At 74.7% G+C, this 19,693-nt stretch carries 19 protein-coding genes; 7 read left to right on the forward strand and 12 right to left on the reverse strand.

Features of this window, described 5'->3' with window-relative positions; all coding sequences use genetic code 11:
* The first annotated feature begins 239 nt into the window (after nucleotides 1-239).
* The 4 genes from EAD89_RS02380 to EAD89_RS02395 all read left to right on the forward strand — a co-directional run bounded on the left by EAD89_RS02380 (nucleotide 240) and on the right by EAD89_RS02395 (nucleotide 4,860).
* Entirely contained in the window at nucleotides 240-1,826 is a 1,587-nt protein-coding gene (locus EAD89_RS02380) for a ferric reductase-like transmembrane domain-containing protein (protein ID WP_233578109.1), read from the forward strand.
* Entirely contained in the window at nucleotides 1,826-3,289 is a 1,464-nt protein-coding gene (locus EAD89_RS02385) for an NADH-quinone oxidoreductase subunit NuoF family protein (RefSeq protein ID WP_199723212.1), read from the forward strand. The genes EAD89_RS02380 and EAD89_RS02385 overlap by 1 nt, the downstream gene beginning before the upstream one ends.
* Nucleotides 3,290-3,358: 69 nt before the next feature.
* Nucleotides 3,359-3,967, forward strand: coding sequence for a redoxin domain-containing protein (locus EAD89_RS02390; protein WP_121674528.1), 609 nt, complete (start codon nucleotides 3,359-3,361; stop codon nucleotides 3,965-3,967).
* Complete coding sequence (locus tag EAD89_RS02395) at nucleotides 3,964-4,860, forward strand: cytochrome c biogenesis CcdA family protein (RefSeq protein WP_233578111.1); 897 nt, start codon at nucleotides 3,964-3,966, stop codon at nucleotides 4,858-4,860. The genes EAD89_RS02390 and EAD89_RS02395 overlap by 4 nt, the downstream gene beginning before the upstream one ends.
* On the opposite strand, the gene serS is transcribed toward EAD89_RS02395, so the two are convergent.
* The 3 genes from serS to EAD89_RS02410 form a co-directional block, all read right to left on the reverse strand.
* Nucleotides 4,857-6,143 carry a serine--tRNA ligase gene (gene serS / locus EAD89_RS02400; RefSeq protein WP_121674529.1) on the reverse strand — a complete coding sequence of 429 codons (1,287 nt, stop codon included), beginning with the start codon at nucleotides 6,141-6,143 and terminating at the stop codon, nucleotides 4,857-4,859. The two genes, EAD89_RS02395 and serS, sit on opposite strands and share 4 nt — an antisense overlap.
* 115 nt (nucleotides 6,144-6,258) lie before the next feature.
* Nucleotides 6,259-7,371, reverse strand: a complete 1,113-nt coding sequence (locus EAD89_RS02405) for a MerR family transcriptional regulator (RefSeq protein ID WP_121674530.1) — start codon at nucleotides 7,369-7,371, stop codon at nucleotides 6,259-6,261.
* 25 nt (nucleotides 7,372-7,396) lie between these two features.
* Nucleotides 7,397-8,638: a trans-acting enoyl reductase family protein gene (locus EAD89_RS02410; protein WP_121674531.1), complete on the reverse strand. Its 1,242-nt coding sequence runs from the start codon at nucleotides 8,636-8,638 to the stop codon at nucleotides 7,397-7,399.
* Between the two features lie 128 nt (nucleotides 8,639-8,766).
* Here EAD89_RS02410 and EAD89_RS02415 point away from each other — a divergent pair, with 128 nt between their 5' ends.
* The gene (locus tag EAD89_RS02415; RefSeq protein ID WP_121674541.1) at nucleotides 8,767-11,670 is read left to right on the forward strand and encodes a LuxR C-terminal-related transcriptional regulator; all 2,904 of its coding nucleotides are present in this window, start codon (nucleotides 8,767-8,769) and stop codon (nucleotides 11,668-11,670) included.
* A gap of 28 nt (nucleotides 11,671-11,698) precedes the next feature.
* Here EAD89_RS02415 and EAD89_RS02420 read toward each other — a convergent pair whose 3' ends face one another.
* The 5 genes from EAD89_RS02420 to EAD89_RS30365 all read right to left on the reverse strand — a co-directional run bounded on the left by EAD89_RS02420 (nucleotide 11,699) and on the right by EAD89_RS30365 (nucleotide 14,711).
* Complete coding sequence (locus EAD89_RS02420) at nucleotides 11,699-12,247, reverse strand: DsbA family protein (RefSeq protein ID WP_121655862.1); 549 nt, start codon at nucleotides 12,245-12,247, stop codon at nucleotides 11,699-11,701.
* The gene (locus EAD89_RS02425; RefSeq protein WP_121674532.1) at nucleotides 12,244-12,741 is read right to left on the reverse strand and encodes a redoxin domain-containing protein; all 498 of its coding nucleotides are present in this window, start codon (nucleotides 12,739-12,741) and stop codon (nucleotides 12,244-12,246) included. Before EAD89_RS02425 ends, EAD89_RS02420 begins: the two co-directional genes overlap by 4 nt.
* 65 nt (nucleotides 12,742-12,806) lie before the next feature.
* Nucleotides 12,807-13,493 carry a BON domain-containing protein gene (locus EAD89_RS02430; protein ID WP_121674533.1) on the reverse strand — a complete coding sequence of 229 codons (687 nt, stop codon included), beginning with the start codon at nucleotides 13,491-13,493 and terminating at the stop codon, nucleotides 12,807-12,809.
* Between the two features lie 533 nt (nucleotides 13,494-14,026).
* Nucleotides 14,027-14,434: a hypothetical protein gene (locus EAD89_RS02435; protein WP_121655859.1), complete on the reverse strand. Its 408-nt coding sequence runs from the start codon at nucleotides 14,432-14,434 to the stop codon at nucleotides 14,027-14,029.
* A 136-nt stretch (nucleotides 14,435-14,570) separates the two neighbouring features.
* A complete protein-coding gene (locus tag EAD89_RS30365; RefSeq protein WP_158609829.1) occupies nucleotides 14,571-14,711 on the reverse strand; it encodes a hypothetical protein in 141 nt (46 codons plus the stop codon).
* A 389-nt stretch (nucleotides 14,712-15,100) separates the two neighbouring features.
* On the opposite strand from EAD89_RS30365, the gene EAD89_RS02440 reads away from it, so the two are divergent.
* A complete protein-coding gene (locus EAD89_RS02440; RefSeq protein ID WP_121655858.1) occupies nucleotides 15,101-15,463 on the forward strand; it encodes an STAS domain-containing protein in 363 nt (120 codons plus the stop codon).
* 26 nt (nucleotides 15,464-15,489) lie between these two features.
* On the opposite strand, the gene surE is transcribed toward EAD89_RS02440, so the two are convergent.
* Together surE and EAD89_RS02450 are read right to left on the reverse strand one after the other, a co-directional pair.
* Complete coding sequence (gene surE, locus EAD89_RS02445) at nucleotides 15,490-16,317, reverse strand: 5'/3'-nucleotidase SurE (RefSeq protein ID WP_121655857.1); 828 nt, start codon at nucleotides 16,315-16,317, stop codon at nucleotides 15,490-15,492.
* Nucleotides 16,314-17,291, reverse strand: a complete 978-nt coding sequence (locus EAD89_RS02450; protein WP_233578113.1) for a PfkB family carbohydrate kinase — start codon at nucleotides 17,289-17,291, stop codon at nucleotides 16,314-16,316. Before EAD89_RS02450 ends, surE begins: the two co-directional genes overlap by 4 nt.
* A 178-nt stretch (nucleotides 17,292-17,469) precedes the next feature.
* On the opposite strand from EAD89_RS02450, the gene EAD89_RS02455 reads away from it, so the two are divergent.
* A complete protein-coding gene (locus EAD89_RS02455; protein WP_121674534.1) occupies nucleotides 17,470-17,937 on the forward strand; it encodes an SRPBCC family protein in 468 nt (155 codons plus the stop codon).
* Between the two features lie 74 nt (nucleotides 17,938-18,011).
* Here EAD89_RS02455 and EAD89_RS02460 read toward each other — a convergent pair whose 3' ends face one another.
* Both EAD89_RS02460 and EAD89_RS02465 read right to left on the reverse strand, forming a co-directional pair.
* On the reverse strand, nucleotides 18,012-18,539 hold the full coding sequence (locus EAD89_RS02460; RefSeq protein WP_121674535.1) for a DUF2269 domain-containing protein: 528 nt from the start codon (nucleotides 18,537-18,539) through the stop codon (nucleotides 18,012-18,014).
* Between the two features lie 120 nt (nucleotides 18,540-18,659).
* The gene (locus EAD89_RS02465; protein ID WP_121655865.1) at nucleotides 18,660-19,673 is read right to left on the reverse strand and encodes a hypothetical protein; all 1,014 of its coding nucleotides are present in this window, start codon (nucleotides 19,671-19,673) and stop codon (nucleotides 18,660-18,662) included.
* Nucleotides 19,674-19,693: the final 20 nt, after the last annotated feature.

A 19,693-nucleotide genomic window follows, 5' to 3' on the forward strand; every position in this document is an offset into this window, starting at 1 on the left:
GGGTGGGGGTGCGACGGGGACAGCCCGGTTGTCGGAATCTTGCAACCAGGGCTGAAATTTGCCGGAAGATTACAAGCGTGTTGCAGCGACTGTCAATGCATGGACATTCATCACTGCCTTGCGATCGCCGCTACACGCGCCCCGGCGGCGGTTGGTTCGATCCGGCCCAGAAATTTCCATCCCGGGGTGATCCGCGCGCCCCTTCGGTCCGTACTGGATGGGGGAGCAGGGGTCGGCCGGTGGTGCGCCGCCGCGAGACGATCGAGGAGCAGATGGCCCGGGCAAAGCAGAACCAGAAGGCGCCCCCCGTCCGGACCAGCGCCAGCAGTCGGGGGGTGCGAACCCGGTCACGGTCGGCGACCACCCTGCTGATCGCGTCGGTGCTCGCCGCGCTCTGGGCGGCGACCATGCTGACCGGCGCGGGTCAGAAGGCGTACGCGTACGGCTTCTTCTTCACCGAGTTCTTCGCCGGCGTGATCGCCCTGGTGTCGCTGAGCCTCACCGTGATGCTCGGCCTGCTCGCCACCGACCGCCTCGTGCTGCGCATCTCGCACCGGGTGCTGTTGCAGTCGGCGCACCGGGCCACCGGCGTACTCGGCGTCGCCGGGCTGCTCTTCCACGTGCTGACCAAGATCGCGACCGGGCGGGCGGCGGCGACCGACGCGCTGGTGCCGTTCGTCGGCGGCCGGGGGCTCTACGTCGGGCTCGGCACGGTGGCTGCCCTGCTGATGGCCAGCGTGATCTGGACCGGCATCATCCGCGCCCGCTTCGCCGGCGTCGGTCCGAAGTGGCTCTGGCGCTCGCTGCACTCCATGGCGTACGTCGCCTGGCCGTTCGCCCTGTTCCACGGCCTCAACGCCGGTCGGGCCGCGCAGTCCTGGGTGGTGTTCAGCTACCTCGCCTGCGTCCTGCTGGTGGTCCTGGCGTTGCTCGTCCGGCTCTCGGTCACCATCGGCCGGCGCAGCCGCGAGCAGCACCAGGCCGCCGTGCGCAACGCGGCGATGGCCGGCCGGGTCGGCGACGAGGGTCGCGGCCGGACCGTGCTGGCCGGGCTCGGCCGACGCCGCGACAGCGGAGCGGAGAAGCGGCCCGCCTGGGCGGAGACCACCACCGCCACGTGGGCCGCGCCGGCCACCGCCCGCCCGCGCGACCCCGAGCGGTTCACCGTTCCGGTGGTGCCCGAGCCGGGCTCGCTCAGCGAACCCGTCCGGCCCAGCCGACGCCGGCGCGACGAGCAGCCGGTGGCCCGCCGGGGCACCGAACGGGCCGCGCGCGACCGGCGCGACGAGGAAGAGCTGGAGCCGGTGGCCCGGCGCCGCGGCGAGCGCGTCCGCGACCGGGACGAGGCGGTCCCGACCGGGCGGCGGCGAAGCGGCGCGCCGGTCGAGGAGCCGGTCGCCGAGCGGTCCACCCGCCGCTCCCGCGTGGAGGACGACGGCACCCGGTACTCGACCCCGCCCCGGCGGATCGAGGAGCCCGAGGAGCCGTGGGACAGCCCACGCCGGTGGCAGGCCGCGGAGCCGATCTCGGCCGGTCCGGTCTCCGCCGAGCCGATCTCCGCTGGGCCGATCTCCGCGGCGCCGCGCAGCGGCAGCGGCCGGCACAGCGCCGAGGACGACCTGCCGGAGGAGCCGGACTACTGGCGCCCGCCGGCCCGGTACGTGCCGGACGAGGTCGCGCCTCCCGTGGACGACACCCCGACCCTGGTCGACCTGGCGTCCCGCCGTGCCCGACGGGCCGAGGGCCGGGCCGCCAAGCGCCGCAAGGCCAACGCGGACGCGGTGGACGGGGCGTACTGGGCCGGGTTGCGGGGTGAGGCGAAGTGATGCGTACGACCGTGCCTCCGGTGGCCTGCGTCGGCGAGCCCCGGCTCACCGCCGGGTTCGCCGAGTTCGGCCGGCTGGACCTGGCCGCGCACGACGAGGTGCACGGGCCGATCGGCCCGATGGAACCGGCCCAGCTGCTCCGGCTCGCCGAGGGCATGCAGCTCAAGGGCAAGGGCGGGGCGGGTTTCCCGTTCGCCCGCAAGATGCGCGCGGTGCTGGAGTCCTGCGAGCGGCAGGACCTCGCCGCCGTGGTGGTGGTCAACGCCAGCGAGGGGGAACCGGCCAGCTGGAAGGACAAGGTGCTGCTGACCCGCGCCCCGCACCTGATCCTGGACGGGGCGGCGCTGGCCGCGTACGCGCTGGACGCCGACGAGATCGTCATCGGCGTGGCGGACGACGGGGTCGGCCGGGACTCGCTGATGGAAGCGCTCGAAGAGCGCCGGATGCCGGTGCAGACGACGATCGTCACCGTGCCGCACCGGTTCATCTCCGGCGAGGGCGGCGCGCTTGTCAACGGGATCAACGGGCTGCCGCACATCCCGCCGGGCACCAAGAAGCGCTCCAGCGACTCCGGGGTCAGCGGCCTGCCCACCCTGCTGTCCAACGCCGAGACGTTCGCCCAACTCGCCGTCGGTGCCCGACTGGGCCCGTACGAGTACGCGGCGCTCGGCACCGACGACGAGCCAGGCACCGTGCTGCTCACCGTGACCGGCGCGGCCGGCCGACCGGCGGTGGTGGAGTGCACCGCCGGTATGCCGCTGCGCGACGTCCTCGACCTGTGCGAGGTGCCCGACGTCCAGGGCATCCTGATGGGCGGCTACCACGGCAAGTGGATCACCCCCGAGGCGGCGGAGAAGGCCGAGGTCTCCCGCAAGGGCCTGGCGGCGGTCGGCGGCACCCTCGGCGCGGGCATCATCATCCCGATCGGTGTCGACACCTGCCCGCTCGGTGAGGCCGCCCAGGTGGTGCGCTACCTGGCCGGTGAGTCCGCCGGCCAGTGCGGACCGTGCAAGATGGGCCTGCCGGACCTGGCCCGCGCGGTGGACCTGGCGGTCGCCGGCAGCCAACCGGCGGAGGTGGTGCGGGCCGCCGCCGGCGAGGTGAAGGGCCGGGGCGCGTGCAGCCACCCGGACGGCACCGCCCGGTTCGCCCTCTCCGCGATCGAGGTCTTCGCCGACGACCTGCGGCTGCACAGCACCGGCGACGGCTGCGGCCGGCGGGTCAAGGGCGTGATGGGGCTGCCGGGCGCGCCGGACGGAGACCCGCAGAAGCTCACCCTGGACTGGTCGCGCTGCGACGGGCACGGGCTCTGCGCCCACGTGGTGCCCGACTTCATCCGGCTGGACGCCAACGGTTACCCCGCCTTCCCGCCCACCCCCGTGCCGACCTGGCTGCGGGAGGGCGCGTTGAAGGCGGTCAAGGTCTGCCCGGAGCTCGCCCTCCGACTAGCGAAGGCCGAGTAGGAGAGGGCCCTTCCGGACGCCTCGGGCGGAGGAGGGTGCCTTTCCTGACGACTGTGGAGGGAGACGCGGATGCGCAGCTGGCACGTACGGAGGTGGCCACGTCGGGCCGGCACGGCCGCCGCGCTGGTCGCGGCGCTGCTCGGCGCGGTCTCCTGCACCGGCACGGCCACCCCGCCGCCGGCGGCCGCCGACGCCCCGCCCGCCACTGCCACCGCCAGTGCCACCGCCGCCGCGCCCGGCTCGCCGAGCGCCGTCCCGACCCCGGCCCGGGTCCCGGACACCCTGCGCTTCGCCGGAACCACCCTCACCGGCACCGCGTTCGACGCGGCGCAGCTCGCGGGCCGGCCGGTGGTGCTGTGGTTCTGGGCCCCGTGGTGCGCCACCTGCGCCAGCCAGGCCTGGACGGTCGCCGACATCGCGCCGAAGTACCGGGACACCGTGTCGATCGTCGGCGTGGCCGGCCTCGGTGAACAGCGGGCGATGAAGGACTTCGTCACCGAGTTCGAGCTCGCCGGGACGCCGCAGATCGACGACCGCGCCGGCAAGCTGTGGCGTCGGTTCAAGGTGATCGAGCAGAGCACCTTCCTGATCATCGATCGGGACGGCAAGGTCGTCCACCAGGGCTTCCTGGACGGCGAGGCGCTCACCGCCCGGGTCCGCGCGCTGGCCGGGGCGTGACCGGCCCGCTGCTGCTCGCGCTGACCGCCGGCATGCTCGGCGCGGTCAACCCGTGCGGCTTCGCGTTGCTGCCCGCGTACCTCTCACTGCTGGTCGCCGGGGCGCCGGACGCCCGCGGCGCGGTCGGCCGCGCGCTCACCGCGGCGGCCGGGCTCACCCTGGGGTACGTGCTGGTCTTCGGCGCCTTCGGCCTGGCGCTCGCGCCACTGGCCGGCTGGCTGCGGCCCCGCCTGCCGTGGCTGACGGTGGTTCTCGGGCTGCTGCTGGTGGCGGCCGGGTGCTGGCTGCTCGCCGGCCGGCGGCTGCCCGCGCCCGGCTGGTCCGCCCGGGCGCCCCGGCTGACCCGTTCCTGGCCGTCGATGGCGCTGTTCGGCGCGGCGTACGCGTTGGCGTCGCTCGGCTGCGCCATCGCACCGTTCCTGGCCATCGTGGTGACCAGTCTTCAGGCCGGCTCGACCGGACACGGGCTGGCGCTGTTCGGCGCGTACGCCCTCGGGATGGGGCTGGTGGTCGCGGTCGCCGCGCTCGGCGTGGCGCTGCTGCGCGACGGGCTGGTGGCCCGACTGCGCGGCGCCGGCGCGTTGGTGCCCCGGCTCAGCGGGCTGGTGCTGCTGCTCGCCGGCGGCTACGTCGCCTGGTACGGCTGGTACGAGTTGCGGCTGGCCGCCGGCCGCCGCGACGCCCTGCACGACCCGGTGATCCGGGTGGCGTCGCGGGTGCAGCACGCCCTTGCCGACACCCTGGACACGCTCGGCCCGGCGGCGCTGCTCGCCGCCCTCGTCCTGCTCACCGCGGTGGGCGTTGGCCTGGGCGTCCGGAAGAGCGCCCGGACGCCGGCGGATACGCCGACGGGGGCCGGGGTGGACCCGGCCCCCGTCGAACGGATCGGCTAGCGCAGCGGCGTCAGGCGGTCGGTGCCCATCCGGTCGCGGAGGACCTCGGGGATCAGGACCGAGCCGTCGGCCTGCTGGAACTGCTCCAGGATGGCCGGGAACAGCCGGCTGGTGGCCAGCGCCGAGCCGTTGAGGGTGTGCACGAAGCGGGTCTGCTTGCCGCCCGGCTCCCGGTAGCGGATGGCCGCCCGGCGGGCCTGGTAGTCACCGGCCCAGGAGACCGACGACACCTCCTTGTACTTGCCGGTGCTCGGCATCCACACCTCGATGTCGAGGGTCTTCTTCATCGACGCGCTGGAGTCACCGGCGGAGAGCAGGGTGCGCTGGTAGTGCAGGCCCAGCCCCTCCACCAGGCTCTCCGCGTGGGCGAGCATCTCCTCCAGCGCGTCGTCGGCCTGCTCCGGCAGGGTGAACTGGAAGATCTCCACCTTGTTGAACTGGTGCCCGCGCACCGTGCCGCGCTCGTCCGAGTGCGAGCCGGCCGACTCGCGCCGGTAGCACGGCGTGTACGCGAACGCCTTCAGCGGCAGCTTCGGGGTCTCCAGGATCTCGTCCTGGTACGCGCCGAGAATCGCCGTCTCCGAGGTGGGCAGCAGGAACTGCCCGCGCGGGGCGGACTCCCGGTCCAGGTGGTAGACGTCGTCGTAGAACTTCGGGAACTGCCCGGCGGCGAAGCCGGCCGAGTCGAGCAGCAGGTGCGGCGGGAGCAGGAACTCGTACCCGGCCCTGATGTGCTGGTCGATGAAGTAGTTCAGCAGCGCCCACTCCAGCCGCGCGCCGACCCCCGTGTACATCCAGAAGCCGGAGCCGCCGAGCTTGACGCCACGCTCGTAGTCGACCAGGCCCAGCGCCCGGGACAGCTCCACGTGGTCGCGGACCTTCTCGATGGCCGGCGGCTCGCCGAAGGTCTTGACGACCCGGTTCGCCTCCTTGCCGCCGGGAAGCACGTCGTCGCTGGGCAGGTTCGGCAGCTCGCTCATCGCGTCCCGCAGCCGGGCCTGCACCTCGTCCAGCTGGGACTCCAGATCGGCGAGCTGCTTGCGCTCCGTCTCCGGTGCGGTGACCTGCGGCTCGGTGCCGGCACGCTTCGCCTGCGCGTACGCCCGGGCCTCCGCCTTGCGGCGCTGCCGCTCCGCGTCGATCTCCGTGATGAGGGCGCGCCGTTCCTGGTCGAGCCGCTGGATCTCGTCCAGGGCCCGGTTGACCTCGGCGGGATCCAGTCGCTTCGCCAGCGCGGTCGCCACCGCCTCGCGATCCTTCCGGATCAACTCCATGTCGAGCATGCTGCTCCGTACGCCTCCGTCCGGGGTCACAGGTGGACCCACAGATGCTACCGTCGCGCCCCGTTCGGTTCGGGACGGGGAGCGCGAGCCCACCGCCTGGGAACCGACGACGGGTTCAGAGCCGGATCGGCATCAGCACGGAGAACGTGTCCGTGTCGTCCGGGCGGCGTACGGCCAGCGGGGCGATCGGCCCGTCCAGCTCCAGGACCAGTTGCGAGCCGCCGGCCGCGTCCAGCGCGTCCAGCAGGTACGCGCCGTTCACCCCGACCCGCAGCCCACCGACCGGGTCCGGCGACGTCATCCGGTCCCCGGTCGGGCCGGCGGTGGGCAGCAGGCGGACGCCGGCCCGGTCGTCGAGGCCGAGCACGGTGATCGCCAGCGACCGGCCGTCGTATTCGCGGGCCACCGTGGGGGCCGCCGGATCGGTGAGCGCGGCGCGCAGCGCGGCCACGTCGACCGGGATCCGGTACGCGGCCGGGCTCTCGCCGAGGGCCTCCCGCAGCAGCCTGCGGTAGTCCGGGAAGTCGTACGGCAGCGCGGCGCCCGTCAGTGTCCGACCGGCCACCGCGACGCGCAGGTCCGCACCGATCACGGTCAGCCGCACCGACCCGGGGTCGGTGGGGTCCAGCAGAGCGCGGAGCCGGTCGACGAGGTCCACTCCGACGAGCACCCGCACCGGCGGTCCGTCGACGGTCGCCCCGGCCCGGGCCAGCGCGAGCCGGTGCCGGTCGGTGGCGACCAGCCGGACGCCGTCCGGCTCCACGTCGAACAGCACGCCGGAGAGGGCCGGCAGCTCCGGGTCGTCGCCGACGGCGAAGCGCACCGCGTCGACGGCGGCGGCCAGTTCGGCGGGGGAGAGCAGCAGCGTGGTGATCGCCGCCGGCGCCGGGTCCACCAGGGCCCGGAGGCGGGCGACCTCCCGGCGGGCGTCCGCGAGCCCGTCCGCCAACCGGCGCAGGTGCGTGTCGAGCAGCCGGTGCACCGTGGCCGGCTCGGCGCGCACCGCCGCGGCGATCTCCGGCACGGGCATGCCGACCCGGCGCAGCCCGGCCACCAGCCGGGCCGGGGCGATCTGCGCGTCGGTGTACCAGCGGTAGCCGGTCACCGGGTCGACCAGGGCCGGTTCGAGCACGCCCGCCGAGTCGTAGAAGCGCAGCGCGCTGACGGTCAGGCCGCTGGCCCGGGCCAGCTCACCGATGCTGTGCAGGTCGCTCTCCACGACGGGCATCCTGCCCCCTCGACCCGGTCGAGGGTCAAGCCGTCGACTCCGCGCCGGGCGCGGCCGTCCGGTCGGCGGCCTCGGGCGTCGGGGTCGCGGCCTCCTGCTTCAGCACCCGGAAGGTCAGCCCGGCCCGGATCAGCCGGTCGAGCAGCGCGTCGCCCATCGCGACGACCGGGGTGACCTGCCCGGCGGTCGGCGCCAGCTCGTCGAACGCCAGGCAGAGCGCCGACTCGGCGAGCATCTTCGCCGTCTCGTCGTAGCCCGGGTCGCCGCCGGCCACCTCGGTGACCACCCGGCGCCCGCCACCGGTGCCGACGAACCGGACCCGGAACCAGGACGCCGCCCGCCGCTGCGGGGTGGGCCCGTGCCCGGACGCCAGCCGCCCGAGCAGCCAGCGCCGGGTGGGCGGCAGCTTCAACAGCCCGACCAGCGCGCCGAGCCCGGCTCCCGCGGCCAGCACGGTGGGCAGCCGCTTCACCGCGGCGAAGTGCCGGTAGCGGAAGTTCGGGCCGTACTCCGGGCGGGCCGCCGCCGAGCGGCGTACCACCTGCGGGTCGATGGTGGGCAGCGGTACGGTCCAGATCCCCAGCTCCGCCGAGCGGCCCAGCCGGCCCGGCACCGCTCGGACCCGGCGGTCGGCGGGGCGCGGCTCGACTGCCCGGCGATCCCGGGCGGCCTGGCTGGCCTGCTTCGTGCGGGAGAACGCGGTGAGCGCGGACTGGTACGTGCCGGCGGAGAACTGGCCGCCGGCACGGACGTACCCGTCCACGGCGATCGGCGCGTCGGCGGGCAGCTGCTTGACGGTGAACCAGACACCCAGGTCGTGCGGGATGGAGTCGAACCCGCAGGCGTGCACCAGCCGCGCGCCGGTGCGGGTCGCCTCGGCGTGGTGACGGACGTACATCAGGTCGACGAACTCCGGCTCGCCGGTGATGTCCAGGTAGTCGGTGCCGGCCCGGGCGCACGCCGCGACCAGCGGCTCCCCGTGGTGGATGTACGGGCCGACCGTGCTGGCCACCACCCGGGCGCTCTCGGCCACCGCCCGCAGCGAACCGGCGTCGGTCACGTCGGCGGTGAGCAGCGGCAGCCCGGCCAGCGCCGGGTCGATCGCGGCGAGCCGGTCCCGTACGGCGGCGAGGCGGCCCGGGTTGCGGCCGGCCAACGCCCAGCGCAGCCCGGACGGCGCGTGCCGGGCCAGGTATTCGGCGGTCAGCCCCCCGGTGAACCCGGTGGCTCCGAACAGCACCACGTCGTACGTCCGCTCCCCGGCCATCCCCAGAGTCTGCCATCCGCCGCCCGCTGCGGCAGCTCGTGAGCACGGTCGATCCCGTCCGCGCCAGCCGTCACATGGGTCCCACCCGTCGGTCGGTCTCCCTCCCCCGGATCCTCGGCCGCGACCGGGTGAAGCGGGCTCGCCCCGAAGGGGTGAACGCGTCCGCGCCGGGTAACCGCTCGCCGACCGGGGGTGGAACGCGGTGGTGGGGGTGGAGCCGGGTGCCGGAAGAGCTGGATCGCGCACGGGTCGGTACGGCACCGGGCCGCCCGTCGGACCCGCCGCTGCTGGCGTCCCGACTGACCCCGGCGGCGCCGCCCGAGCCGGTGGTGGCCCGGCCCCGCCTGCTGCGCCGACTCGACGAGGGCAGCGCGGGACCGGTGACCCTGGTCGCCGCACCCGCCGGCTGGGGCAAGACCACCCTGCTCGCCTCCTGGGTGCGGCTGGCCGCTGGCACCGGGGCCGGGCTGGGGCCGGCGTGGGTGTCGGTGGAGGTCGGCGACGACGGCGACCGGCTCTGGGCGTACCTGGCGGCGGCGTTGCGGGCGGCGACCGGGTCGACGGAGGACGACCCGGCGGCGCCGGTGCCCGACCGGCCGCCGCGCCCGGACCAGTTGGAGCTGCTGGCCGCCGCGCTCGCCACCCTGGACCGACCGGTGCTGCTGGTCCTGGACGACCTGCACCGGGTCGCCGACCCCGCCGCGCTGACCGGGCTGGAGTTCCTGCTCCGGCACGCCGAGCAGCGGCTGCATGTGGTGGTCGGGGCCCGGGCCGGGTTGCCGCTGGCCCTGCATCGGCTCCGTCTGGCCGGCGAGCTGACCGAGATCGGCCCGGACGAGCTGGCCTTCACCGATGACGAGGTGGCCGACCTGCTCACCGCGCACGGGGCGCCGCTGCCGGCCGCCGCCCTGCACCGGCTGCGCGAGCGCACCGGGGGATGGCCGGCCGCGCTGCGGATCGCCGCGCTGGCGTTGCGCGGGCATCCCGACCCGGAACGGTGGGTGGCGCAGTTCGGCGGCGACCAACCGGAGATCGCCGGCTATCTGCACGAGGAGGTGCTCGCCACGATCGATCCGGCCGACCGCGACCTGCTGCGCCGCACCGCCCTCGCCGAGACGGTCTGCGCGGACCTGGCCGAGGCGCTGACCGGCCGCGCCGACGCCGGGCGGGCGCTGGCCGACCTGGCCGGCGCGGGCGGTCTGCTGCACCGGGCGGAGAGCCGCCCGCCGTGGTACCGCTGCGATCCGCTGCTGGCCGACCTGCTCCGGGCCGAGCTGGCCCGGCTGCCCGCCGACGAGGTGCGTGAGCTGCACGCGCGGGCGGCCGACTGGTACGCCGGTGACGGACGCCCGGTGGACGGCTTGCGGCACGCGCTGGCCGCCGGCCGGTGGGACCGGGCCGGCGACCTGTTCGTCGCGCACTGGCCGGAGCTGACCCGGTACGACGCCGATCCGACGACGGGCCCGGCCCCGATGTCCCCGCCGCCGGCGGTGCTGCGCGCCGACCCGGAGGTCGCGTTGGCCTGCGCCGCCGAGCGGGCGTACGCCGGCGACCTGCCGGCAGCCAGCGGCCACCTGCGTGCCGCCGCCGGGTACGCCGACGGCCTGCCGGTGCCGCGCCGGGACCGGTTCCTGCGGCTGGCCACCGCGCTGGAGCTGACCCTGGCCCGACTCGCCGGCGATCCGGCCGAGGTCCGGGCCGCCGCCGCCCGGCTGCTACGGACCCGTCCGGTCGGCGCCGGGCCGAGAGCGGCGTCGGGTCCGCCGACGACCGGGGCGCCGAACCACGCGCTCGCCGCGGGTACGGGCAGCGCCGCCGAGGACGCGGACCTGCGGGCGTTCACCGGCACCGCCCTGGGGCTCGTCGAGTTGGCGGCCGGCGCGCTGCCCGACGCCCGGTTCGTCCGGGCCCGGGCGGCGGCCCGGGAGGCCGGCCGGCCGCGTACCGAGTTGGCCGCCGCCAGCCGCTCCGCGCTGCTGCTCGCGGTGCGTGGCGACCTGCGCGCGGCGGAGCAGGCCGCCCGGGACGCGCTGGGCATGCCGCCGTGCCGTGGCTGGTCCTGCCGGCTCGACTGCGCCTACGCCCACCTCGCCCTGGCGGTGGTGGCGCTGCACCGGGACCAGCCCGAGGAGGCGGGGGCCAACCTCGCCCTCGCCGCCCCGGCGACCGGGTCGGCCGCGGCGGATTCCGGGGACGACTGGTCGACGGAGCTGCCGGCCGAGCCGGTGGCGGCGGCGGTGGCCGCGCTCTGCCGGGCGTACCTGCACCGCGACGCCGGTGACCCGGCCGCCGGCCAGCGGCTGCTCGTCCGGGCCCGGGAATCGTTGACCGACCGGCCGTCCGCCGCCGAGCTGGCGAACCTGCTGCGGGCGGCCGAAGCCGACCTGCGGGCCGAGCGGGGTGACCTGGACGCCGCCCGCGACCTGCTGACCGGTGTCGCCGACGAGACGGCCGACCCCGCGCTCGCGGTGACCCTGGCCCGGTTGGAGCTGCGGTCCGGCGACCTCGGCGCGGCCGGACGGGCGCTGCCGGACTGGCAGGCGTCACCGGCCGCGACCTGGCCCCTGCCGGTCCGCCTGGACGCCGGCCTGCTGGGCGCGGTGCTGGCCGAGCGGGGCGGCGACGGGCGCCGGGCCGGCCGGATCCTGGAGCAGGTGCTCGACCTGGCCGGCCCGCAGGGCTGCCGCCGGGTCTTCACCCGCGCCGAGCCGCCGGTGCGGGACCTGCTGGCGGCGCACCTGGACGCGGGTACCGCGCACTTCTCGCTGGTCAGCGACCTGGTCCGGGGAGCCGAGCAGTCCACGGCCCGACCACCGGCCGACCTGGGCGGCGCCCTCGACGAGCCGCTCACCGAGCGGGAGCTGACCATCCTGCGGTACCTGCAGAGCATCCTGTCCAACGTGGAGATCGCCAGCGAACTGTCGCTCTCGGTCAACACGGTGAAAACCCACGTCCGCAACATCTACCGCAAGCTCGACGCGACCCGCCGGCGTGAGGCGGTCCGGCGGGCGCGCGAGCTGCGGCTGATCTGAGCGGTCGGCCGGTCGCCGGCCGCCAGGGTCAGGTGTTGGCCGCGGCGTCGACGGCGGTCAGCAGGTCCGCCAGGTCGTACCCGCCCTCGTGCCGGACGTCGTTGACGAAGAGGGTCGGGGTGCCGTTCACCCCGCTGCGGATCCCGCCGACGAAGTCCCGGCGCACGCGGTCGGCGTGCACCCCGCCCTCCACCTCCTGGTTCAGCTCGTCCGGCGGCAGTCCGAGCTGCTCGACGCCGAGCGAGAGGTGCACCGGGTCCAGCTGGTCCTGGTGCTCGTAGAGCCAGTCGTGCATCTCCCAGAAACGGCCGCGGGCCCCGGCGGCCTCGGCGGTCTCGGCGGCGCGTTCGGCGTACGGGTGGATGTTGGCGATCGGGAAGTGGCGGAAGACCATCCGTACCGTGTCGGCCCGCTGTCGCAGCAGCTCGTGCAGGTTCGGGTACGCGGCGCCGCAGAACTGGCACTGGAAGTCGCCGTACTCGACGATCGTGACCGACGCGTCGGCCGGCCCCCGGATGTGGTCGTCGGTGGTCACCGGGTCCCGGAGGCGGGCGGTGACCTGGAACGGGGTGCTCATCGGGTCATCACCTCCCGGTCGGTGGCGAGCTGGTCCAGCGCGTCGAAGATGCCGTCCGCGCCGGGGTTGACCTCGGGTGGGGAGAGGTAGCTCCAGGCCACCGTCCCGGCCCGGTCGAGCACCACCAGCGCCCGGGCCGCCTCGCCCTGTGGGGTGTACGCACCGTACCGGCGGGACACCTCGCCCTTGGGCTCGAAGTCCGCCAGCAGCGGAAACGCGATGCCCCGGCTCTCGGCGAACGCCCGGTGCGACCAGATGCTGTCCACCGAGATGCCGAGCACCGCCGCGTCGTACTGCTCGAAGACCGGCGCCGCCGCCTGGTAGAGCGACATCTGGTCACCGCAGACCGGGCTCCAGTCGGCGGGGTAGAAGGCGAGCACGACCGGCCGGCCGCGGAACTGCTCGGGACCGGTCCGGCGCCCGTCCGGGGTGCTCGCCAGGGTGAAGCCGGGCGCGGGTCGCCCCGGTTGGATCAGCCCGTTCGGATCACTCATGCCCCCAGCCTGGCGCTGGAGCGGGTGAGACCGGCTCACCCGCCCCGGGTGGTTCCGCGCTCAGCTCAGCCCAGCACCGGAGCGACCGCGATGTGGTTCTGCACCTCCCGGATCCCCGGCGCGGACCAGGCCACCTGCTCGACCTCGGCCCGCTCGGGCATCGAGTGCACCAGCCCCGCGAGCACGGCGGTGTCGCCGTGCACCCGGACGCTGATCCGTTCGGCCTCGGTGGCCCCGGCCCGGGCCAGCGCGTCGACGATCCGCTCGGCCAGGTCCCGTCCGTCCGGTACGGCGGAGGGACGCACGGTGATCCCGTTGCTCACCCCGCGTACGCCGGTCAGCCTGCTGACCGCTCTCTCGGCGGCTCGGCGCTGGTACTCCCACTCGACCTCGCCGTGCAACGTCACCCAGCCGGCCGAGACCGTGACCTGGAGTTTCTCCACCGGCACGAACGCGTCCCATTCGAGGGTGTGGCCGGCCGCGGCGGCCAGGTCGGGGTCGGCGCGCTCGGCCTCGCCGGGCAGACTCACCGTCAGGTCGTTGGCGAGTGCCCGGACCCGTGCGACCCGGTGCGCGGCCCGCTCGGCGGCCCACTTCTTCGCGTAGCTGTCCACCCGCCCGGTCAGCGTGACGACGCCCTCGGCGACGGTCACGCCGATCTCGTGCGGCTGCACCCGCGGTTCCCAGGTCAGCTCGTCGAGTACGGCGGACTGGATGTCCTGGTCGGTGCGGCTGATCGTCGCGATGGCCATCTGTCCCTCCTCCGGTGCGTGGGCGGCGGACCGGGTGACGGCCGCGGCCGGAGTCCGCCGGGGTCCGATCCTGCCGCCGACGGGGGTGAGCCGTCCTCGCCCCGCTCGGGTGAGGTCCGGTCCGGCGGTAACCCCGTGCGGTGCCGGCGGGGTGTACGAGGATCGATGATGGGAGCGCTTCCAAACCGCCGTCCGATCGGTTACGGTGAATGCGCTCCTCGGTCGCGGCGGCCGTCGCGTCGGGAGGCGGGAGCCGGTGCGCTCCGACCCGTCCCCCGGGTCGCGGCACCCCACCTGCCTCCTCGGACGGCCACCCCCAGCGGAACCGCTGACCGGTGGTCCGGGCGCGGTCGGCAGTGCCCGGACCGCCCCCGATCACCGGTCCGCCGGGGCTGCCTGAGGGGTCCGGCGCCCTGGCGGACCGGCCCGCAGGAGCCGTGCCTCCCGCGTCGCGATCACCCGCGCGGGTGGGGAAAAGAGGAGGGCCCCGGTCGACCGGCGGGGTCGAGCGGGGCCCGGAAGTGGCGGGTGGTTCAGTCGTTCAGGCCGATCGGGGAGTTGGGGCGGTCGACGTCGACGAACTCGACGTCGTCGACCGCGCGGTCGTCCCGGCTGCCCGCGGCCCGGGCGGCGGAGCCGACGGCCCAGCCGACCGCCGCGCCGACCAGCGCGGCGCCGATCAGCAGCGTCCAGGGCAGTGCCGGCTGACGACCGGCGAGCGCGTCGAAGGCCAGCGAGGCCCGGCGCCGCGCCTCGTCGGCGGCGGAGCCCACCAGGTCGCCCGCGCCGTCAGCGAGGTCGCTGCTGCTGCGTCGGGCGGAGCGGGCGGTGCCCCGGACACTGTCCCCCGCGGAACTGACGGCGGAGACCAGGTGCTCCCACGCCTGGTCCGCGATCCGCTCCGGCTTGCTGCGGCGGTCCAGCATGTTGGTTCCGAACATCGTGGTTACCTCCTCGGGTGCCGAAGCCGGCGGCCACTTCGGACTTCAGCGTCTGTCCAGCGCGTCACGATTCGCCTATCCCGCAGTGCCCCGCGCCGGCCGAGCGCAAACCCGGCCGACCCGGCTCGCTGGACAGTCAGCGCAGCACCACCACGGAGACACCCCGGGCGAAGTCGTCGTCATCGTCGTCGTCATCGCCGCCGCCACCGAAACCGCAGGCGAGTACGAGGGCGAGCAGGGCGCCGACGCCGGCCAGCCCGGCCAGTTTCTTGATCATTGAAGGTCCTCTCCGTCACGGTGGGTTCCCTGGCCGATGCTAGGTGGCATCGGCAACCACCCGGCCGGGTCGGAGTCGATCGACGAGGTGCGACACGCCGATGTCACACGGGGCGGGCATCATTGGTGGGCCGGTTGTCGGGCGCGTCGGGCCGGGACCGCTACCCTGGTCCGGCGATGCGTCGGTTCCGACCGGTCGTCGAGTGATCAGATAACGAAAAGCACTGAGTGATCAGATAACGAAAAGTTCGGATATGGGCGACTTGGTGTGCCCGGATCCGCGAATTGCTCATCCCGAGGGGTGGCGACCGAGGCCGTCAAAGGAATACTGTCGGTCGCGGCCCGCGTACTGATGAGGCGCCCGGGGGACGGGCGGGTGGAGGTGCTCGCGTGAGCCTGTCGATCGTGAAGTCGGTTTTGTCCGGTGGTGTCGTGGAGATCGCCCCCCGGGGCGAGATCGACGTCGACACAGCGTACGAGGTGCGCGAGGCGATCGCGGAGGTGCTGGCCAAGGGCCGCCCGCTGCGCATCGAGCTGAACATGAGGCTCGTTACCTTCATCGACTCCGTCGGCATCAGCGCGATGGTGGCCGGCTTCCAGACCGCCGAGGTCAGCGGCGTCAAGCTGGTGGTCACCGAGCCGAGCCGGTTCGTGCACCGGCAGCTCTGGGTGACCGGCCTGCTCGGCCTCTTCGGCGCCCCGGAGCCCTACTTCGCCGGCAACGCCACCCCCGAGGTGCTCCCCGGCGCCTGAGCGCTGAAACGCCCGACCCGAGCCGGTCAGCGCTGTTCGTCCAGGCCGGCCAGGTCCACGTCGGTCATCTCGGTGACCGCACGGATGGCCGTCACGGACGCGTACCCCGCGGCCAGCAACGCCACGTCCGTGCCGGGCTGTGCGGCCTGCCCCGGCTCCTCCAACGAGGTACGGACGAAGCCGTGCCCCGATTCGGCCACCGTCATCTGCACCTGACCGAAACTGGCCAGCGTGCCGCGGCGCACCCCACGCAGCCGACCGTGCGGCAGGTCCGGTGCGTTGACGTTGAGGACGCTCTCGATCGGCGCGGCGGTCAGCCGGGGGAGCAGGTCCAGGGCGACCCGCGCGGCGGTGCTCCAGTTGCGTTCGGCGTCGCGTACCCGGGCGGCGGCGTCCACCGCGGCGCCACCGCTGGCGGCCGTCGCCTCACCCGCGGACAGCACGTCCAGCGAGACCGCCATCGCCCGGCAGCCGTTCGTGGCGGCGGTGAACGCGGCGCCGACCGTTCCCGAGTGCAGCACGGCGCGGCCGGCGTTGGCGCCCCGGTTGATGCCGGAGAGCACCACCGACGGCGGCGGACCGAACGCGCCGTGCAGCGCGATCAGCGTGATGAAGCCCGGGGAACCACCCACCCCGTACGCCGGCACGCCCGTCAGATCCGTCAGCGGGTGCTCGTGCACCACCACGCGCCCGTCCTGCTCCATGGCGCTCATGGCGGCGCTGGTGCCGCTCGCCTCCTCCAGCGGCGCGGCGACCACCACGTCCAGGCCCCGCTGCGTCGCCGCCCAGGCCAACGCCTGGATGCCCGGCGCGGCGATCCCGTCGTCGTTGGTGACCAGCACGCGCAGCGTCATCGCTCGACCGCCCGGTCGGCCAGTTCGTCGGGGGTGGTCCGCTCCTGCTGTCGGGTGTCCGCCGGGACCAACCGGACCCGCTCCACCAGACCGGTGATCGAGTCCAGCCGCCCGGTGCCCAGGCCGTGCCGGGTCACGTTCAGCGCTCCGGCGGCGGCGCCGGTCCGGATGGCGGTCCGGATGTCACCGCCGCCGGCCACCACGGCGGCCACCCCGGCGGTCATCGAGTCGCCCGCGCCGCGCGGGTCGGCCGCCTGCAACCGGGGCATCTCCACCTCGAACAGCTCCCCGTCGATGAGCGCGAGCGCCGGCTCGTCGGCCCGGCTCACCACCACCGTCTCGGCGCCGGCGGCGTGCAACTCGTACATCGCCCGGGTCAGCTCCGCGGTCTCCTCGTTGCGGGCGCGGCCGTCGCGGATCAGTTCCTCATGGCTGACCTTCAGGAAGAACACCCCGCTGTCCAGCACCGCGCCGAGGTGATCGCCGGATAGGTCGACCACCACCCGGCCGCCGTTGGCACCGAGATCCGCGGCGAAGCGCCGGTACAGGTCGGCCGGGACGAGCCACGGCTCGTTGGGTCCACTGAGCACGCTCACCGGCGCCCGCAGCCCCTCGCCGAGGGCCAGGTTGTACAACTCGTCCAGCTCGTGTCGGCTCAGTGGCTGCCCGGGCACGTCCGCGATCTCCTGCCGGGACCCGTCCCGGCGGTCGTGCACGTACCCGCCGCTGCCGGAGTCCCGGACCACCACCTTGAGGTCCACGCCCTCGCTGACGAGCAGCGGCTCCAGCACCTGGCCGATCTCGCCGCCGAGCGCGGCGCAGAGCACCACGTCGACCCCGAGCGACATCACCATGCGGGCCTGCCAGACACCCTGCCCACCCGGGTGCAGGTGCAGCTCGGGCTGGCCGTTCGGCTGGTCCACGGTCACCGTCAGCTGCGGCGTGGGGGCGAACACCATCACGTGCCCGCTCACCGGTCGTACCCGTTCATGCTCACGCCCTCCCTCGTCCTCACAAATGGTGTTTCCCCGTCCACCGTCCGTAGTGGGAAACGCGGTGTGCATGCCGAGGCAACGGTCCGTGTCCCTCCGGGCGTTGCCACCCCGACCGGGGTACGGGACGATCGTGCGACCAACGACGGCGGGAGACGGTGTGCTCAGGAGCGATACCTTCAGCTACACCGTCCAGGCCCGCTGCACACCCCAGGAGGCGGCGGCCCTGCTGAGCGACCTGACCCGGCAGGGTGAGCTGCACCCGCTGATCGTCAGGGTCCGCCGGTTGCCACCGCGGCCCGGGGCTCAGGCCAGCTACGTGATCAGCGACCGGCTGGCCGCCGGCCCGCTGCGCTTCCGGACCAGCTACCAGGCGGACGTGCTGATCAGCGAGGACGACGAGATCGTCATGGTGGCCCGTCAGTGGCCGGCCACCACGGTACGCAACCACACCCGGCTGCGCGGCGAGCCGGACGGCCTGGTCCGGATCGACGTCGAGATCACCCTGACCGCGCCGGCGCCGCTGTTCCGGTACGCGTTCCGCCAGGCCCAGGCGGCCCACCTGGCCCTGGCCACCCGACTGGGCGCGGCCCTGGACCGCCCCGGCGAGACCCCACCCACCACCTGACCCCCGCGTGCCGCGCGCCGCGCCAAGATCGCGCTCGATCCTGGATGCAGTGGTGTCGGCGCGCCGGGAGGCCACTACATCCTGGTTGTGGCGCGATCACGGCCGGTCCGCACGGCCGCGCCGGCCGCGGCCGCGCGCGCGGCCGGCCGTCGCCCCCACGGCTTGTACGTGGACAGCACGGTCGCGATGATCATCAGACTGGTCGACACGGCTGGTGCGATCACCAGGTCGGCGCGGTCCCGGGCGGGCAGGGCGGCGCCCAGCGCGCCGGCGTGCCGCAGGTTCGGGGTGAGCAGGAACAGCACCAGCCCGACCATCACCGTGGTGATCACGAGTTTGACCAGCACCCAGCGATAGCGCAGCAGGCCCCACGGGGTGAGCAGCGCGCTGGCCACGCCGATCAGCCAGACCAGCACGCTCAACGGCGCGAACAGCACGGTGCCGATCAGCGCGGCGACCGGGTAGACGACGGCCGGGTCGGCGCCGCGCTGTGCCGCGACACCGAGCGTGAGCAGCGTCAGGTCGGCGCCGAGCCAGCCGAGCGAGGTGACCAGGTGCAGGGTGAGCAGCGCCTTGCGGGCGGTGGGCGGGATCCGACGCATACCAGGATGCTGCCCGCCGGGCCCGGCCGAGACGTCCGTCCGCCGACGACATCCGGGGTACGTCCGAGGACGTACCCCGGGCGGGCCGGCGCCCCGGGAGGCGGGGCACCGGCCGGTGGGTCAGTACACGGACAGGTGCACGTGGTTGGTGTGGTCGCTGGACGGGTCGCCGCCCGCCCCGCTGTACGACTTCCACCCGCTGCTGGGCAGCCAGATCTGTCGGTACCAGATCACGTACAGCACGGCGAGCCGGTCGGCGTTGCGGATGAAGTACGCGGCCAGGTTGTTGCCGTACGTCTTGTCGCCGCCGGTGGCGTCCCCGCCGAAGCCGCCCTTCTGCGCGGCGAAGTCGCAGGCCCGGCCCTTCGGGTGTTCGCCGGAGCCGCCGTTGCGGTGGCAGGAGACGTAGCGGGTGAAGCCCGCGGCCTTGGCCTGGTTGAGCGCGTGCAGGGTGCGCGGGGTGATGCAGCCGGTGGCCGGGGTGGGGTCGTTGACGCTGCACGACTCCGATGGCCAGGAGCCGTCGGAGTTGCGGGGCGCAGCCGTGGCGTTGGCGGCGGAGGTGCCCCGGTTGGAGCCGCTGTCGGCGGTCGTCCTGGGCTTGGTGGTGGCCACGGTCAGGGCCCGTTCGGCCTGCTCCTTGCGCTTGGCCATGACCGTGACCTGCTTGCGCTGCTCACGGATCTCGCCGTCCAGGGCGACGCGCGTGCGGTTGACCTCGTCCCTGGTGGCGATGAGGTCGCGCAGCGCGCGGTCCTCGTTGGCGGCGACCGCGTCGAGCGTGACGGCCCGGTCCATGAAGCCCTCGGGATTGCTGCTGTTGAGCAGCGCCGACACCGTGCCGAGCCGGCCGGTGCGGTAGGCCAGCCCGGCGATCTCGTCGACCTTGCCGCTGCGTGCCGTCAGTTCGGTCTCGGTGGTCTTGAGCTGGGTGGCGAGTTGCTGCTGCCGCTGTACGGAGGTGGCCAGGGCGCGCTTCGCGTCCAGGTAGCCCTTGCTGGCCGCCTCCAGTTGAGCGCGCAGCGCCGGGGTGCCGCCCTCTTCGTCGCCGTCGGGTGCCGCGGCGGCCCGCTGGCCGGTCGGGGGAGCGGCCGAGGCGGCGCCGGCCGGGATCGCGACGCCGAGGGCGAACATCGCGACGATCAGAGCCGCCA

Source organism: Micromonospora sp. BL4 (assembly GCF_003667505.1).
GTDB lineage: Bacteria > Actinomycetota > Actinomycetes > Mycobacteriales > Micromonosporaceae > Micromonospora.

Excerpts from the sequence above, each read along its gene's own strand:
- EAD89_RS30365 (WP_158609829.1), bottom strand. The coding sequence starts at position 14,711 with ATGATCAAGAAACTGGCCGGGCTGGCCGGCGTCGGCGCCCTGCTCGCC.
- EAD89_RS02390 (WP_121674528.1), top strand. The coding sequence starts at position 3,359 with ATGCGCAGCTGGCACGTACGGAGGTGGCCACGTCGGGCCGGCACGGCC.
- EAD89_RS02435 (WP_121655859.1), bottom strand. The coding sequence starts at position 14,434 with ATGTTCGGAACCAACATGCTGGACCGCCGCAGCAAGCCGGAGCGGATC.
- EAD89_RS02420 (WP_121655862.1), bottom strand. The coding sequence starts at position 12,247 with ATGAGCACCCCGTTCCAGGTCACCGCCCGCCTCCGGGACCCGGTGACC.
- EAD89_RS02410 (WP_121674531.1), bottom strand. The coding sequence starts at position 8,638 with ATGGCCGGGGAGCGGACGTACGACGTGGTGCTGTTCGGAGCCACCGGG.
- EAD89_RS02460 (WP_121674535.1), bottom strand. The coding sequence starts at position 18,539 with ATGCGTCGGATCCCGCCCACCGCCCGCAAGGCGCTGCTCACCCTGCAC.
- EAD89_RS02405 (WP_121674530.1), bottom strand. The coding sequence starts at position 7,371 with ATGCCCGTCGTGGAGAGCGACCTGCACAGCATCGGTGAGCTGGCCCGG.
- EAD89_RS02430 (WP_121674533.1), bottom strand. The coding sequence starts at position 13,493 with ATGGCCATCGCGACGATCAGCCGCACCGACCAGGACATCCAGTCCGCC.
- serS (WP_121674529.1), bottom strand. The coding sequence starts at position 6,143 with ATGCTCGACATGGAGTTGATCCGGAAGGATCGCGAGGCGGTGGCGACC.
- EAD89_RS02385 (WP_199723212.1), top strand. The coding sequence starts at position 1,826 with ATGCGTACGACCGTGCCTCCGGTGGCCTGCGTCGGCGAGCCCCGGCTC.
- surE (WP_121655857.1), bottom strand. The coding sequence starts at position 16,317 with ATGACGCTGCGCGTGCTGGTCACCAACGACGACGGGATCGCCGCGCCG.
- EAD89_RS02465 (WP_121655865.1), bottom strand. The coding sequence starts at position 19,673 with ATGTTCGCCCTCGGCGTCGCGATCCCGGCCGGCGCCGCCTCGGCCGCT.
- EAD89_RS02425 (WP_121674532.1), bottom strand. The coding sequence starts at position 12,741 with ATGAGTGATCCGAACGGGCTGATCCAACCGGGGCGACCCGCGCCCGGC.